Origin of the sequence: Flavobacterium sp., assembly GCF_044368625.1 — a bacterium.
GTDB lineage: Bacteria > Bacteroidota > Bacteroidia > Flavobacteriales > Flavobacteriaceae > Flavobacterium.
Map to the genome: position 1 here is coordinate 1 of NZ_JBIPPD010000054.1, position 16,670 is coordinate 16,670.

The following is a 16,670-nucleotide window of genomic DNA, read 5'->3' on the forward strand; positions in this document are numbered from 1 at the left end:
TTATGTTTATAATAAAAAAGACAAACTCCCCTTTTTTTTTACTACAAATATCTATGTGGCTTTATATGACGAAAATGGGACTAAAATAGAAACCAAATTACTTTATGCAAACGCTGGCTGTTTCTCGGGCAATTTTGTTTTAGGAGAACATTTGAAAACCGGAAAATATTATCTACATGTATATACCAATTGGATGAATAATTTCAAAGAAGACGAATCTGGTAAATTCGAACTTAATATCATCAATAACAATGACTCTCAATTTTATAAAGAAGCGCCTGATTATTCCAAAACAAAAATTGCCTTTTTTCCCGAAGGAGGCACTATAATCGAAGGAACCCTCAATACTATAGGTATAAAAGTAGCAGATTGCAACGGAAAAGCCTTACCGATCAGCAAGGTCAATATTGTAAATCATAAAGGTGATACCATTCAGAAAGTCATGCTCAACAAATATGGGCACGGAAAATTTCAGCTTGAAGGGGACACTAACATTTACAAAGCTTCATTTAAAATTAAAGGTGAAAGAATTGAACAAAACCTACCAATAGCTTTAAAGGAAGGGGTTGCGTTAGAAATAAGCACTTATTCATTAAAAGATAAAACCATTGCAAAAGTACGAACAAATAAAAAAGGTGTTGAAAAATTTAAAACAGAGGCGCTTTATTTAGTAGTCCAGCAAAACAACAAAAGTTTCATAATAGATGTAAATTTTTCAAATGATGCTTTAGAGCAAACCATCATCATTCCAAGCATGACTCTTTTTGAAGGTCTCAATACATGCCGAATTATCGACAGCAACAAAAAACAATTGGCAGAACGTTACATTTTCAAATATCCAGAAAAAACATTGTCTGCTGATATTCCGTTTCCTTCCAGAAAGAAAAGCGAAATAAGCTTCGAGGGTACTTTTTCTATCCAAAACACAAGTGCAAGCATTTCAATTTTACCTGAAAATTCATTAGCTGTAAATTTAAATGACAACCTATTTGCTTCATTTTTAATTAATCCCTACTTCTCTAGAAAAAAAGAGCATTTGAATTATTACTTTACAGATGTTTCAAAAATCAAACAGTTTGAATTGGATTTATTGCTCTTAAATCAGGATGATGGAAAGTACAAATGGGAAAATATAATAGGAGATCCTCCCACTTCAAAATATGAATTTGATGTCGGGTTTACTATAAAAGGAACCATAAATCAAACTATTAAAGACGTAAAAAAAAACAAAGTTCAACTCAATTCTCTTGCAGCTCAAATTAACGAACTCGCTGATGTGGATGATAAAAAGGAATTTTATTTCCGTAATTTAGTAATTGCAGATTCAACAACTGTTTTTTTAAACCTGATTACAAACGGTCAAAAACCAACTCTGTTTAAGGTTTACCCACAAATTTTAAATCTCAACAGAACATTCAACAAATCATTCACCGTTGAAAAAAGTACCTGTTTCTTAAAAGATTCCATACAATATGACTTTCCAGGTGTAAATTCAAAAATGGTAATCCTTGACGAAGTTGACATTAAAATTGACAAAAAAAAATTAAAGTATAAAAATAATTTAGGAAACGGTAGCTTGACCGGCTATAAAATACTAGATGATGATCCAAGTATTAATTTAGACCTGGTAGATTATCTAAGCTACAAAGGGTTTATTGTAGAAAGAGTGCAGGGCCAATATGTTATTTACAACAGGACAGGAGTTGCTCTTAATGGCAGGACTTCGCCTGCTGTTTTCGTTGGTGGAATGCAACAAATTAGTAATGATTTCCTACAAAACTTAAAAGTAAGAGATATCGATGAAATATATATTAGCAACTATGCCGTTTCACCAACTGCTAGAAACACTGTGGGGATTATAAAAGTATATCCAAAATCGTCTTATCTGTCTTCCAGCCCTAAGGCAACCTCTGTATCTTTTGCAATTAAAAATTCCTTTTCAAGAATTGAACCGTTTAAAAATATCGATTACAAATCAACTGAGGATAAGGGTTTTCAAAATTTTGGCGTTATTGATTGGGTTCCTTTATTAGCAACTCAGGAAACAAATATATTTAAATTTGATATTCCCGACATGCAGCAAAAAAAAGTTACACTTTTAATTGAAGGTTTTTCTGATGATGGAACTTTAATTTCCGAGACAAGAACAATTTCTCTTCCATAAAAAATGCCCCAAAAAGTTTGAAACTTTTTGGGGCATTTTCAAATTCAAACGTTTTTATTATAAATCAATTGTATCCTCATCTTTCTCTTCTTCCTTAGTTTTCTTGCTAAACTTATAAATCACCGGAACAATGGTAACAACTACAAGGATAATTACAATTAATTCGATGTGTTCTTTCAAATCAATATCGTATTTTTCTAACAAAAAACCATACAAATAATGACCTGCAAAAATCAAACTGAACGACCATAAAATCGAACTAATGACATTGTAAAGCATAAATTTCTTTTTTTCCATCATTACAATTCCAGCTACAATTGGGGCAAAAGTTCTAAAAATGGGCAAGAAACGTGCTAGTATAATGGCTCTGCCACCGTGCTTTTCAAAAAAATCTTTCGACTGCACAAGATATTTTTTCTTAAACCAAAAAGAGTCTTGTTTATTGTACAAATAATACCCACTTTTTGCTCCAAACCAATACCCTACTGTATTTCCAATAATTCCTGCTATCGCTACTAAACTTGCCAATAACAGTACATTGAGCAAATCATTATCGATAAACATAAAATTTTCGATCAACTCCCTGCTGTAAATTCCAGCTAGAAAAAGCAAACTGTCTCCAGGAAGAAAAAACCCAGCAAATAAACCCGTTTCTGCAAAAACAATAAAGAGCACTAACCACAATCCTACCTTAACACCATCAATACTGAAATTTATATAAAAAAGGGGGTCAATTAAATTTTTCCAATCAAATTCGTTCATTGTATATGTGTTAATTTACGGGCGTGAAAGTAACAATTTTTAGCTTAACGCCAATATTATTCAGCCAGTTTTAAGTTTTTTTTAAGTAAGAAAATAGTAAAAGAATAAACATCTAAAAACATTAGAAACAGCATGCTGTTTAAGTTCGCTAATTTATTTGCGTTCGTAGGCACAACAAGTATGTAAATCAGCATAAGCTTCGTCAGTTGCCTTTACATTTTTAGTATCATGTCCTACTTTAGCCACCGCTTTTTCAATCTGATTAACCGATGATTTTTCTTCGTTAACAATCACTTGCAATTGTTGCTTATCGGCATCCCAAACAGCTGATTTCACTCCTGCCACGGAATAGGCCGCCTTCTCAATACGTTTTTTACACATTTCGCAATTACCTGCAACGGAAATTGCGTGTTTGGCATTCTTATCTTTCTTTTCTTGTGCGAGTGTCGTCCATCCGAAAACGAAAACCAGCAGCACCATAATTACATTTTTCATCGGTATTTAATTTTTACTTCCAATCGAAAATGGAAACTGTTATTTTATTTAATTTTAAAACGCAGACCTGCATAAAACATCTGTCCGAAAACAGGTGCATATACAATGGATGTATCAAAAGTAGTACCAAACGGATTTTCATTTCCTAAAACCGCATTTTCTTGGGTGTAATTTCCTAGGTTTTCAGCTCCGGCATACATTTCAAATGTGGACGAAAACGTACGTGTAATTTGCGTATTCAACAACGAAAATGAAGGTGAATATTCTGGCAATCGATCAGCAATAGAATTTGAAGCCGTATTGGGTAATTGTTGTTTTCCCAACCAATTGTAAGTAAAATCAAATTTCCACTGACGCCCTTTTTGACCAATATGTGTTTCGTAGGCCAAGTTTGCAAAAAAACGGTGTCGGGCCTGTAACGGTCTCTCGGCGGTTCCGCTAAGGTATTCCGTTTGAATATCGTAGTACTTGTAAGCAGTACGGGCATTTAAATGATCCATTAATTCGACATTGAACTCAATTTGCATACTATTGGCAAACGATGTTCCATTATAAAACAAGGCTTGTTGCGGACTTGCATACAAATCGACAATTGCCTGATTTTGAAAATCGGTTCGATAAAAATCAAAAGTTACGTCGGCAGTGCGGTTAAAAATCGAAAATCCTTGCATAAAACTCAAACCATAATTCCAAGCAATTTCGGCATCTAAACCGTAAATTCTACCTTTTGTATTCAAGATGTCAAAAACTCGTGAACTAGCAAAAAGGTGTTGATTCTCAGCAAAAATATTCGCAGAACGCTTCCCTAGTCCTGCCGATGCTCTCAAAACTGCTTTATTCCAAGGATTGTAACGTGCGTGAATTCGGGGAGTTGCAAAAACCCCCAAACGGTTGTGGTTGTCTACGCGAAATCCAGCTACCAAACTAAAATCGTCCAGATTATCAAAAGTGTATTCCATAAAAGCTCCAAGCGAAGTATCGATTCGATCGAAATTACCAGAAATCAGCGGAACAACTAAATTTTCATTATAATCATCATAAGCAAAATTCAAACCTGTAGAAAATTTATTTTTTGAATTTGAAATAATCGAATTGAAAATAAAGTTGGAATAAAAACTTTTTTGAGCAATTCCGTAGTCGTTTAAACCAAAATAAGAATCCTGTTTATGGCTTGTAAATGCATTTTGAAACCCGATACTTTGATACGGCATGTTTGGAAATACATACCCTAATTTTGTCGAAACATCCAACCTTTCGGTATTGATTTCTGAACCCCAAAAGTTCGTGGTTCCTTTATCACGATTGGCATTAAAATCCAATTCTCCCGTTTGTTTTTGATCATTTAGGTATCGAAAATTGATAAAACCTAACCAGCCTTTCTCAGCATTTATGTATTGCCATCTGTTCAAAACGTTGATTTGTTTTGCCAATGGATTATCCATAAAACCATCGTCGTTATTGTCCATCTTTTGGATTCGAGTATTTCCGTGTACAAAAAGGCTGCTGCTCCATTTGTCACTAATTTTCTTATTGAAATGGGTATTGACTTCAAATCTCGAATCGGTCGAACCATACATATTTAGAAAAAATGGAATATCGCAAGCGGGCTTAATCAATTCGGTGTTTATTTGACCCGAAATACTTTCATAACCATTCACAACGGACCCCGCCCCCTTTGTGATTTGGATACTTTCCACCCACGTGCCAGGCGTAAACGACAATCCATAAGCTTGAGATGCTCCGCGAACAGAAGGAATATTTTCTTCCGTAATCATCAAATACGGGCTTGTTAAACCCAGCATTCTAATTTGCTTTGTCCCCGTTAAGGCATCAGAAAAATTGACATCAATAGAAGGGTTCGTCTCAAAACTTTCGGCAAGGTTGCAGCAAGCCGCTTTCAACAATTCTTTACTAGTCATTGTTGCTGTATTGGCAACTTTTCGATACGATTTTTTTGTAGATTGCGAATCAGTTTTTACCTGAATCGTTTGTAAAGTATCTTGTGCCTTGGCGGCAAAAGAAAAAAAGAGCACTACAATTAGTGCGGTATATTTATACATAACTTAAAAATTTAAAATTAATACAAGATATTCCATTACTAAAAATGGCGCGTGTAAACTTTAAACTTTAGGCGTAAAAAAGATACTGGTTGTACAATTTAAAAAGCGGAGGAGCATTTGAAATGCAGTAGTACGCTGGAATAGTAGACTTTAAAGTAGTGACCCCTAAAGCTTTTGCCAAAATAATTTCGGAGGGAACTAAAACAGCAAATGTTGAATCGAGTTGAAAAACGGTATTTTTAACTACAAGCTCTTTAGTATCCTTTTTAAAATCGACAACTTTGTCTTTGCAACACGATTTTTTATCTTGATTGTCCTTCACACAACAGCAATCAGTAGTTGAAAATTCAGCTGTTTTTATAGTAGAAAGTGCAGATGATACTGAAGCAATTTTATCCCCACAAAAATGAATGTTGAATGCCAATCCAAAATTGGAAAACAACAACATAATTGCTAAAAATAAACTCACTCTCTTTCTAACTTTCATAATGCAAAAGTATCTAAAATAATATTTCTAAACCACTTATGAATTTTGTTTTTTTCCATCTTGCTGCTGAAAATAAAAACCCGGCACGAATAAAAGCAAAAACAACGGCTGTATAATGAAGCGTCTAATGTAAAACAAAAGCATATAGCGTTCGCTAAAAAAATTTAACGCAACTACAAAAAGCAGTACCAGAATGATAAAAAAGAATAAATATAAAATACTTGCCAACTTAAGATACTCTTTATTTTTAAACAATGCATAAATTACAAAAAGTGAAAGCAAAGTATTGAACAAATATCTCATAAAAAGACTTACATAAAGTTTCCATTCTACAATCTCAGGAAACGCTTTTTCGGTCTTTATTCCTTTAAAAAAGGATAAAAAGGGATCGTAAAATAGTTGCTCTTCGTAATTTCGGATCAAAGCAAAACCAACGACTGCAGCAAGAAATGCAGCAATTTGAAATTTATGATTACGGATTTTTTGAAACATTTTCAGTGATTTTAGTAACCCAAAAAATCCAAAGCAAAAACACTACACCATAAATAACTAGAGGAAAAATAACGCCGTGTAAAATGTGTGTATATTCCGGATATTTTAAAATTCCGACAGTCAATAACGCAATTCTTAAAATATTCAAAATGTGGATAATTAAAAGACCTGTAGTGATAAATGCGAATGTTTTGTAAAAGCCTTTGCTAAAAGCCAAAACAAACGCCACAAATAATATCATAACACTAACGGCATTGCAACCTTCGACAATTCGAACAATTGTATCCGAATTGATCTGAACTTTAACCGAAGCCTCATAGGGATGAGGAACTAAAGTTACCTCATAACCAAAAGCTTCTAGAACTGTTTCCGACTGTTCGGCAACAAAATTTGAAACTCCATCAACCTCAAACCGAGCCGCATCGTACTGCCCCAAATACAATTGATAAACACCAATGAGTACTAAATAAGAAAGCAGAAAAACGCCAAGAAATCGCAAAAAAGGTCGGTATTTTATAAAAAAATCTTTCAAAATTTATTTTTAACAATTATATATTACTGCACAAAGCTACAAATAAATACTTTTGCATAAAAAAGAACAATGACATTCGCAGAATTAAAACCGAAAGTACAAGATATAGTTTCAACAGCAACCACTTCAAGAGAAGAAAAGTTACTGCAAATTTGCCATTTACTCAAAGACAACATTGATTATTACGATTGGGTGGGCTTTTATTTTAGAAACGGAAACAAAGAAGAGTTGGTTCTCGGTTCTTACGTTGGCGAAGCAACCGATCATACAGTCATCCCGTTCGGAAAAGGAATTTGTGGACAAGTTGCTGTTTCAAACAAAAACTTTGTGGTTCCAGACGTTATGGCTCAGGACAATTACATTGCTTGTAGTATTTCAGTAAAATCTGAAATCGTAATTCCACTTTTTGTTAATGGCGAAAATATTGGGCAAATCGATATTGATTCCAGTACGATTGATCCATTTACAGAGGCGGACGAACGCTTCTTAGAATTTGTAAATGCAGAAATTGCTAAAACATTCCATTAAAAAAATGTGATAATTATCAATTTGACAACTTTACATTATTTTATTAAGAAAAATGTGTTACTTTTGCACTCGAATACGATAAACGTATCTACATAATAATCATTAAATAATATTAGCATGTACTTAACTAAAGAAGTTAAAGCAGAAATCTTCGCTAAACACGGAGGAACAGCAGCAAACACTGGTAAATCTGAAAGTCAGATCGCATTGTTTACATTTAGAATCAACCACCTTACTGAGCATTTGAAAAAAAATCGTCACGATTTTAACACAGAGCGTTCATTAGTAAAACTAGTAGGTAAAAGAAGAAGTTTGTTGGATTACTTGAAAAAGACAGAAATCAACAGATATCGAGAAATTATCAAAGAATTGGGTATTAGAAAATAATCCATACAGAAAAGAGGTGCCCACGCGCCTCTTTTTTTTTAGCCCCCTAACCCCAAGGGTGGCAATTTAATAAGCTCCTCCTTTGGGGGTCGGGGGGCTAAAAAGTTTGGTTTTTCATTGGGTTTTAGGACAACAAACAACTACACAACAACAACACAACTAGAACCCATGTTTAACTTAGAGAATTAATTTTATGATTCCACAATTATTTGTAGAAAGCATCGATTTAGGTGATGGCAGAAGCATCACAATCGAGACAGGACGTTTGGCAAAACAAGCCGATGGTTCTGTAGTAGTAAGAATTGGAAAAACGGTGATTTTAGGAACCGTTGTTTCCGCAAGAAAAGCAAGTCCAGGTATCGACTTTTTACCGTTAACGGTAGATTACAGAGAAAAATTTGCTGCAGCAGGTCGTTTTCCTGGTGGTTTCTTCAAAAGAGAAGCGCGTCCAAGTGATAGCGAAGTATTAACTATGCGATTAGTTGACCGTGTTTTACGGCCGCTTTTTCCATCAGATTATCACGCAGAAGTGCAAGTGATGATTCAGTTGATGTCTCATGATGAGGATGTAATGCCCGATGCATTAGCAGGATTAGCCGCTTCGGCTGCACTTGCTTTGTCTGACATTCCTTTTGAAACCTTAATTTCAGAAGCAAGAGTAGGAAGAATTGACGGAAAATTCATCATCAACCCATCTCGTGCACAATTAGAATTATCCGACATCGACATGATGATTGGTGCTTCTATGGATTCTATTGCAATGGTAGAAGGTGAAATGAAAGAAATTTCTGAAGCTGAAATGTTGGAAGCAATAAAATTTGCACACGAACACATCAAAGTACAAATTGCTGCTCAAGAAAGATTGGCTCAAGCATTTGGAAAAAAAGAAGTGCGTTCTTATGATACTGAAAAAACAGACGATGCCGTTTACGCCAAAGTAAAAGAATATGCTTACGATAAAATTTACGCCATCGCAAGCAAAGGATCGGCAAAACAAGAACGTTCGGCTGCATTTTCAGAAGTAAAAGCAGAATGTCAAGGTTTATTTACCGAGGAAGAATATACTGAAAATGCAGACTTAGCAGGTCTTGTTGGAAAATATTTTTACAAAACCAATAAAGAAGCCGTTCGTAACGTAACTTTAGATTTAGGAACCCGTTTAGACGGAAGAAAAACTACCGAAATCAGAGACATCTGGTGCGAAGTAGATTATTTACCATCCGTTCACGGTTCGGCATTGTTTACACGTGGAGAAACACAAGCATTGGCAACGGCTACTTTAGGAACTTCTAGAGAAGCCAACCAAATAGATTCACCATCGGAACAAGGAGAAGAAAAATTCTATTTACACTATAATTTTCCCCCATTTTCAACAGGAGAAGCACGTCCATTAAGAGGAACTTCAAGAAGAGAAGTGGGTCACGGAAACTTGGCTCAAAGAGCATTAAAAAACATGATTCCTGCTGAAAATCCGTATACAATCAGAATTGTTTCTGAAGTATTGGAATCGAACGGTTCGTCTTCTATGGCAACTGTTTGTGCGGGAACATTAGCTTTGATGGATGCCGGAGTTCAAATGATTCGTCCGGTCTCTGGAATTGCAATGGGATTGATTACTGACGGTGAACGTTTTGCTGTGTTGTCCGATATTTTGGGTGACGAAGATCATTTAGGAGATATGGATTTCAAAGTAACGGGAACTTCAGAAGGAATTACCGCTTGCCAGATGGACATCAAAATCGACGGTTTGAAATACGAAATCATGGAGCAAGCTTTGGCTCAAGCTCGTGACGGACGTTTGCATATCTTAGGGAAATTGACTGAAACAATGGCTCAACCAAGAGCGGATGTGAAAGATCATTCCCCAAAAATCATTATGCGAACCATTCCTGGTGCTTTCATCGGTGCGTTGATCGGACCTGGTGGAAAAGTGATTCAGGAATTGCAAAAAGCTACCGGTTGTACCATTGTAATTAATGAAGAAAACGAGATGGGAATTGTAGAAATTCTTGGAACGGATCCGGACGGAATTGCAGCTGTACTGGCTAAAATTGATTCGATCATCTTCAAACCACAAATGGGAGAAGCTTATGAAGTAAAAGTAATCAAGATGTTGGATTTTGGAGCAGTGGTAGAATATACTGAAGCGCCAGGAAACGAAGTTTTGCTTCACGTATCTGAATTGGCTTGGGAACGAACCGAAAACGTAACCGATGTGGTAAACATGGGCGACGTATTCCAAGTAAAATACTTAGGTTTAGATCCGAAAACAAGAAAAGAGAAAGTGTCTCGAAAAGCACTTTTGCCACGACCTCCAAGAGACGAAAACGCTCCAAGAGAAGAAAGAGCACCTCGTCCAGAACGACGCGACGACCGTGGTCCAAAGAGAGACGAAAGAAGATAATAATTACAACTGTAAAAGGTTTAATTCAACTAAAACCCCATTTCATGTATTTGAAATGGGGTTTTTAAGTTTAGTTTTTAAAACAATCCTTCAACTGATAAATACCGTTCGCCGGTATCGTAGTTAAAGGTCAAAACAACGGCGTCTTGCGGAATTTCTTGTAGCTTTTTAGCTACTGCAGCAAGTGAAGCCCCAGATGAAACACCTGTTAGAATTCCTTCTTTCTTGGCAATTTGTCTCGTGAACTCGTAAGCCTCGTCTTTACTTACTTGAATCACTTCGTCAATAGCGTCAGAATGGTAATTGGTAGGAACAAAACCCGCCCCGATTCCTTGTAATGGGTGCGGACCAGGATTTCCGCCACTCAAAACGGGAGACAATTCCGGCTCAACAGCAATCACTTTCAAATTTGGAAATTTTTCTTTTAAAACTTCGGCAACTCCGGTAATGTGTCCACCCGTTCCAACACCGGTGATGATATAATCCAAACCTTCAGGAAAATCAGCAAGAATTTCTAAAGCAGTAGTGGTTTTATGAATTTCAATATTGGCAGGATTGTCAAATTGCTTTGGAGACCAACCATTCGGCGTTTCCAAAACCAATTCGGCAGCGCGTTCAATCGCTCCTTTCATTCCTTTTTCTCTGGGAGTCAACTCAAATTCGGCACCGTAAATTTCCATCAGTTTTCTACGCTCGATACTCATCGATTCGGGCATCACCAAAATTACTTTGTAGCCTTTTACAGCCGCTACAAGTGCCAAACCAATTCCTGTATTTCCCGAAGTTGGTTCGATAATTACGCTATTTGGATTTAAAAGTCCCTGCTTTTCTGCGTCTTCAATCATGGCTAATGCAATGCGGTCTTTAATGCTATTTCCAGGATTATTTCGTTCCAATTTGATCCAAACATTTCTGTTTTCAAATAATCGACTTAATTTTACAACAGGAGTATTTCCAATTGTTTCTAAAATGTTGTTCGCTTTCATATGTAAGTATTTATTATTTTTAAATTATATACTAAAATTCAGTGCTTCAGGAAATTGTTCCTTGCTTTTGATGTTAATTTCGCTCTTGTGATAGACCAATGATTTTGGTGGAATCGAATTCGTTATCCAAACGTTTCCTCCAATAACTGCATCCTGTCCGATTACTGTTTTCCCTCCAAGAATTGTGGCATTGGCATAAATAGTCACGTTATCTTCAATAGTGGGATGGCGTTTTTCCTCGGCTGCTTCTTTTGTTACGGTCAAAGCACCTAAAGTAACCCCTTGGTAAATCTTGACATGTTTGCCGATAATTGCTGTTTCACCAATTACAATTCCGGTTCCGTGGTCAATCAAGAAATGTTCGCCAATTGTTGCCGCAGGATGAATGTCAATTCCTGTTTTACTATGGGCGTGTTCGGCAATTAATCGCGCTAAAATACGGGCATTTTCGTTCCACAATTGAAATGCAATTCGGTGAACGGTTATGGCAAAAAAGCCGGGATAAGCAATCAATACTTCATTCTTTGATTTTGCAGCCGGGTCAAATTCAAAAATGGCATTTAAGTCGTTTAACAAAACGTGATGCAGCTTCTCACAATTATCAAAAAAGTCCGTTGTGATTCTCGTGGCATCTTCTTTTGCAAATTGTTCCGCTTCCAATAACTGAATCAATAAAAGGGTCAACTCCTGCTCCTTTTCTTCAAAGAAATGATAATCGATGTACTCTTTTTGGGTACAAAACAGCCATTCGGTCATTTCATTAATCCAATATTTTATTTTCTTTTTATCAAAAAATATTTTTTTCTCTAAAAAGTTAGCTTGGTAGATGTGTTTATTATTCGACTTCATAAAAACCTTTATTTGGTAAACAAAAAAAAACTCCCCGAAATGGAGAGTTTTGCTTAGTATTTGAAATTCATCAAATCATTTCACGTCACAAAACCCCCTCAAAAAGAGTTTCGGCAACAGTGTAAAGCGATTGATTTAATTGTTTTCATTGTATTATTTTATTTGACAAATCTCAGAAAATAAGACTCGGCATCCAAATGAGTAAGGATTACTTTAACTTTTGTTGGTTTTATAATAGCACTTTTGAACCCCAATAGAATTTAAAGACCTACCAGGGTTAGAAATAAATTAATTTTTCTTCAACAAGATTTTTTCTTGCGTAAACTGATACGCAGCATCTAAAAACGAAACCATTTTAGTCCAATTGGCATTGGGTTCAAAATAATTTTTATACTCTTTGACGGTTTTGATTGTCAATTGATTTCCTGTAATTGAAGCAGTACTCACAAATTTTCCCGTCTCGTTCTCCACTTTTTTATTCAACTTTTCAATACCCATAACGGTATAACCTGCTGGAATTTCGAAAACAATTTCGTTGTCAAAAGATCGTGGAAAACTCATGTACACATTATTCTTGCGGTCTTTTTCTTTTTTATCAACATCAATTTGATCGGTCAATATTTTCCCGATTTCTACAATGTAATTGTCACCTGCTTTTTTCACAAGATTATTTTTGATCACAAATTTCTCTTCGTATTCAAAAGGCTGTTTACTACCAAAACGTCCCGTGTTTTTCAGTTCATAAGCAACCTCTTCGATTTCAAATTCAAACTCTTGAGAAACTGCTTTTTTGAGTTCCTCTTTATTTCGGTCTTTGATTTTTTCGATCAACGCATTGAACTCTTTACGGTATTGCTCTTGTTTCTTCTTGTTTTTAACCAAATCCAGTAAAGATTCTGTTCCGTATTTTTTGTAATCTTCGTTTACATAATCATAAAACTCGAGTTTATCGGATTGTTCATATTCTTTAAAATGCCCAAATAATGACGAAATTCTGCTGACTTTTAAATCCGTAAAATTAGGTTCTAAAGCAATTTTAGAAATTCGTTTCGACAAATTATCGGTAGCAGAAGATCTCGGTAAGGTAACATTATCAGCACTCACCACTTTCTTTCCTTTTGAAACTTCAAGTGCATAAGCCTCTGTGTTTTCTAGGTTATAATCAAACTGATCCGCACTCGAAAACGGAGAAAAGAATTCCAGATATATTGGATTTTTGGTATTGACTTTAAGCAACAAGGTTACATTCTTTTCAATTAATAAATCCTTAATCGGCCCGTTGTAACGTGCGGTTCCGACGATGATATCGTAATCAATAGTATTCTTTTTCAAGAAATTCATAAAGTGATTGATGAACTGCTCTTCATTCTGAATAAAAACTGGATTTTTGTAATATTCAAATGGATAGAAAATATTGGTTTCATTGGCCACAAATGCTTCAACATATCTTGTAAAATAAATGTGTCGGGTGTAGTAATACACTTCGCGTACTTTCTCTTCATCACTTTCAAAAGTATTGTTTTTTACAAAATCATTGATCGCACTGATATCGCCAAAGGGTCTAAATTTACTATCGTAATATTTAAAAACATCGTCTTTGGAAACAACCGATTTAATGATGGCTTCTTTCTCCGATAAAAACGCCTCTGCCCCAGCCTCAAAACGGGAAGACCGTGCAAAATAAACCTGAAATTTATAAAAGGGTAACTCTACTGCAGGATAAAACCATCGTGGAAATTCGTTTTTTTCAATGTCTTTTGCCAGCATTTCGTATTTACGTTCGCCACCTTTATTGTAAGTTTCCTTGAGTTCTGGCGCACCATTATAGGTGTTGAAATTGATGAAAAAATCATTCTCAGTTTCAAAAATTAGTTTCATTTCCATCGTGGGATACACATCGCCAAGCGTCGTTTCAACGGGATCAAAACCTACTTCATAAAACGATTTAAAAGGTTCTACGGTGTAATAATAAAAATCAATAATGTCGCCGATTTCTAAATTTGAAATAGCGAGTTTCTTAGTATCATCAATATCCTTGGCTTCCTTTTCGACGTCAATTTCAATTTCTTTGCCATCCGATTTTACTATTTTTACTCCCATTGTCGTAGTTCCTTTCCGAAAAGAAAAACCTTTATTGGTATAAAATCTTTCGGCAAACGAAAACTCAGAAAATTCTTGTACTGCATTAGCATCCAGTAATTTAATTCTTTTTCGAACAGCAGAAGTGTACTTTACATTTTTTCCAAACTTGTGAAAATTATAATAATCTTTCTTGAAAATGATTACTGCCGATTCGCCTTTCCATTTATCGGGAATGGTGTTGGCTTTTTTATGAGCATCCGTTTTTCCCCAAAAAAATTCTTTAATTTCTGCTTTGTCTTGTGCAAATGCAAAAGAACACAATAATAGCAATGTACCTAGTAAAAGTTTTTTCATTCGATTGAATTAAATTTTTGATAAAATTATTTGTTGGTTGTAGGTTGCTTGTAAATTTTTGACAAATGAATTCCATTTATCCATCTCGTTTGCTTTAATCACTCCATTTTTAAAGACGAAATTTTTCTTGCAAATTAATTCTGAATTGGACTGCACAAATTGCACACTAACCGCAAAATTAGGCTCATTAATCACTAGATTTTCGGGTAATTTGGTGATTTTATAACCCGCCGGAATGGCTAGCGAAACGTTGGACTCGTAATTGGTTTTATAATCAAACTCATAGTCTGTTTTCCGGTCTTTAAGTTCAAAATTTTTGTATTCATTCATGTACTCTAAATCGATGTACATGTCATTATCAAAATCAGAAACTCGATTACTTACTGCAATATCATAATCCATTGTCAACTTTTGATCTCTATTTTTTAAATCCGAATTCTTAATATTTTGCACTTTGATATTTTTATCCCCTTCGGTTAAATACCGTTCCAAAACCTCCTCCTTTTGATTGTTTTTAAGCGTACTGATTCGATATAAAAGTTGGGTCCTACTTTCTCCTGCAAAAATTCGGGAGCAAGTTCCTTGCAGTTCTCCATCAGTTATTTTTAAATTGGCTTTGAAAATTTCTTTATTAAATTCGCTAGCAACACTCGGCACTTTTTCAATCAAAAATTGGTCTCCGTTTTCAATCATCACCTCTTTATTTTGAATCCGTTCGGCATGTTCGCCAAAAGAATTGAATTTTTCTGTTCCGTCTAGAAAATATTTTTTTCCTTTAAAAAATAACGTACAAATCATGTGATTGTCTACAGCGAGAGAAGGAGTGGTATAATCGTAGGCAATGTGCTTCGTCCCAATCCAAGTTAAACGAGCGTCGAAACCTGCAAGTGTTAGCATTTGCTTGATCAAATTTCCCATTCCTTTACAATCACCATATCGTTTGTTGAAAACATTTTGAGATTCATCTGGTTTAAAGCCTGCAATCCCATCTTCAAAAGCGATATAGCGAATATTATCTTGAACCCAGTAATATATATTTTTAATCTTCTCTTCGTCGGTTTTAGCAGTGGCGGTTAGTTCGGCGACTTTTTCTTTAAAAAAACTACTATCGTCTTTCATCTGACCTATCAACGATTTGTACCATTTGTATAAATCGGCTGTTGAGTTGAAAAGCGTTACATCGTTGTCTTTATTTTTAAATGACTTTGCAATTACTAAAACATGGGGATAGAGGTAACTTCTTCCTGGTGCATTTTGTTCTTCGAAATAGGCCGGAACATTTTCCATTGAATACGTGTAGGTCGTAGCTTTGGAGGAAGGATGAATAGATTTTGACTTTTTTATTGTATTTCCCTCAAAGTTAAACTCTTTCAATTCAACCGACAACCAATCAGGAACCGTAATGGAAAACTGCTTTTCGAGCACGGGATATTCGTCATTAAAATACAGTGAGGTAAAATATTTTACATCGTTGTACTGCTTTTTTACTTGATAATTATAGGAATATCCTTGGACGGGAAAATCGATGGTAATGTATTTTACTCGAGCGTCGTTGTAAAACAAATCGTTGTCTTTGTACATTTCGTCTTTAACCGGAAAAGCGGCACTCTTGTCGTTTCGGTATTTTAGCGAAAAGGTTTTTACTTCAGATTCACTGTCGTAAAACTCATATTTGCGAATATCCGCTCGGTGATTGATATTCATTAATTGTTCATTAAGTTCGCTATGAACAATAACTTTAGCCTCCGTTTTATTTAAATCAAAAGAAATCACTTCGCTACTTTTCAAGACTGCAACATCGTTTTTTGGGAATTTTTCTCGTAATTTTTTGGCGTCGTTTATGTCTTCCGGCGTGGGATCAATATTTTTTTGTGCAAAAAGCTGTGATCCGAAAAGCACAAGAAAAGTCAGGAAAATTGTACGTAATTTCATTCAGATTTATTTTTTGGAAATATAGTAAATTGTAAGTTCAAGTTATAAGTGCAACAGATAAATTAAAAACACTTGGAGTTTTCCTCCAAGTGTTTAAGGTCAAAAGCCTAAATTTGTCTTTCATGAAAAAATATAAACAATTAACCGTTGAGCAAA

The 16,670-nt window shown here is 35.2% G+C and carries 13 protein-coding genes and 1 pseudogene; 4 read left to right on the forward strand and 10 right to left on the reverse strand.

Features of this window, described 5'->3' with window-relative positions:
- Positions 1-2,164 (forward strand): annotated as a pseudogene (locus ACIQ2X_RS06115) (hypothetical protein); the annotation flags it as partial.
- Positions 2,165-2,221: 57 nt separating this feature from the next.
- Here the strand turns inward: ACIQ2X_RS06115 and ACIQ2X_RS06120 are convergent.
- From ACIQ2X_RS06120 to xrtF, 6 genes are all read right to left on the reverse strand, one after another.
- Positions 2,222-2,926 (reverse strand): DedA family protein, encoded by a 705-nt coding sequence (locus ACIQ2X_RS06120; RefSeq protein WP_396178043.1) that lies wholly within the window; start codon positions 2,924-2,926, stop codon positions 2,222-2,224.
- Between the two features lie 153 nt (positions 2,927-3,079).
- The gene (locus ACIQ2X_RS06125; protein WP_396178044.1) at positions 3,080-3,421 is read right to left on the reverse strand and encodes a heavy-metal-associated domain-containing protein; all 342 of its coding nucleotides are present in this window, start codon (positions 3,419-3,421) and stop codon (positions 3,080-3,082) included.
- Positions 3,422-3,465: 44 nt separating this feature from the next.
- Complete coding sequence (locus tag ACIQ2X_RS06130; protein WP_396178045.1) at positions 3,466-5,481, reverse strand: TonB-dependent receptor plug domain-containing protein; 2,016 nt, start codon at positions 5,479-5,481, stop codon at positions 3,466-3,468.
- A 67-nt stretch (positions 5,482-5,548) separates the two neighbouring features.
- Complete coding sequence (locus tag ACIQ2X_RS06135; protein WP_396178046.1) at positions 5,549-5,968, reverse strand: HYC_CC_PP family protein; 420 nt, start codon at positions 5,966-5,968, stop codon at positions 5,549-5,551.
- A 36-nt stretch (positions 5,969-6,004) separates the two neighbouring features.
- Positions 6,005-6,460, reverse strand: coding sequence for an exosortase F system-associated membrane protein (locus tag ACIQ2X_RS06140; protein WP_396178047.1), 456 nt, complete (start codon positions 6,458-6,460; stop codon positions 6,005-6,007).
- A complete protein-coding gene (xrtF, locus tag ACIQ2X_RS06145; RefSeq protein ID WP_396178048.1) occupies positions 6,441-6,992 on the reverse strand; it encodes an exosortase family protein XrtF in 552 nt (183 codons plus the stop codon). The genes ACIQ2X_RS06140 and xrtF overlap by 20 nt, the downstream gene beginning before the upstream one ends.
- 69 nt (positions 6,993-7,061) lie before the next feature.
- Between xrtF and ACIQ2X_RS06150 the strand changes: the two genes are divergently transcribed.
- The 3 genes from ACIQ2X_RS06150 (at position 7,062) to ACIQ2X_RS06160 (ending at position 10,311) form a co-directional block, all read left to right on the forward strand.
- A complete protein-coding gene (locus ACIQ2X_RS06150; protein WP_396178049.1) occupies positions 7,062-7,520 on the forward strand; it encodes a GAF domain-containing protein in 459 nt (152 codons plus the stop codon).
- Between the two features lie 117 nt (positions 7,521-7,637).
- The gene (gene rpsO / locus ACIQ2X_RS06155; RefSeq protein ID WP_396178050.1) at positions 7,638-7,907 is read left to right on the forward strand and encodes a 30S ribosomal protein S15; all 270 of its coding nucleotides are present in this window, start codon (positions 7,638-7,640) and stop codon (positions 7,905-7,907) included.
- 193 nt (positions 7,908-8,100) lie between these two features.
- Entirely contained in the window at positions 8,101-10,311 is a 2,211-nt protein-coding gene (locus tag ACIQ2X_RS06160) for a polyribonucleotide nucleotidyltransferase (protein ID WP_396178052.1), read from the forward strand.
- 77 nt (positions 10,312-10,388) lie between these two features.
- Here the strand turns inward: ACIQ2X_RS06160 and cysK are convergent, their stop codons facing one another.
- The 4 genes from cysK to ACIQ2X_RS06180 form a co-directional block, all read right to left on the reverse strand.
- Positions 10,389-11,297 (reverse strand): cysteine synthase A, encoded by a 909-nt coding sequence (cysK, locus tag ACIQ2X_RS06165; RefSeq protein WP_396178054.1) that lies wholly within the window; start codon positions 11,295-11,297, stop codon positions 10,389-10,391.
- Positions 11,298-11,321: 24 nt separating this feature from the next.
- Positions 11,322-12,146, reverse strand: a complete 825-nt coding sequence (gene epsC, locus ACIQ2X_RS06170; protein WP_396178055.1) for a serine O-acetyltransferase EpsC — start codon at positions 12,144-12,146, stop codon at positions 11,322-11,324.
- A 288-nt stretch (positions 12,147-12,434) separates the two neighbouring features.
- Positions 12,435-14,582, reverse strand: a complete 2,148-nt coding sequence (locus ACIQ2X_RS06175; RefSeq protein ID WP_396178056.1) for a hypothetical protein — start codon at positions 14,580-14,582, stop codon at positions 12,435-12,437.
- Positions 14,583-14,591: 9 nt separating this feature from the next.
- On the reverse strand, positions 14,592-16,514 hold the full coding sequence (locus ACIQ2X_RS06180; RefSeq protein ID WP_396178057.1) for a transglutaminase family protein: 1,923 nt from the start codon (positions 16,512-16,514) through the stop codon (positions 14,592-14,594).
- Positions 16,515-16,670 lie beyond the last annotated feature (156 nt).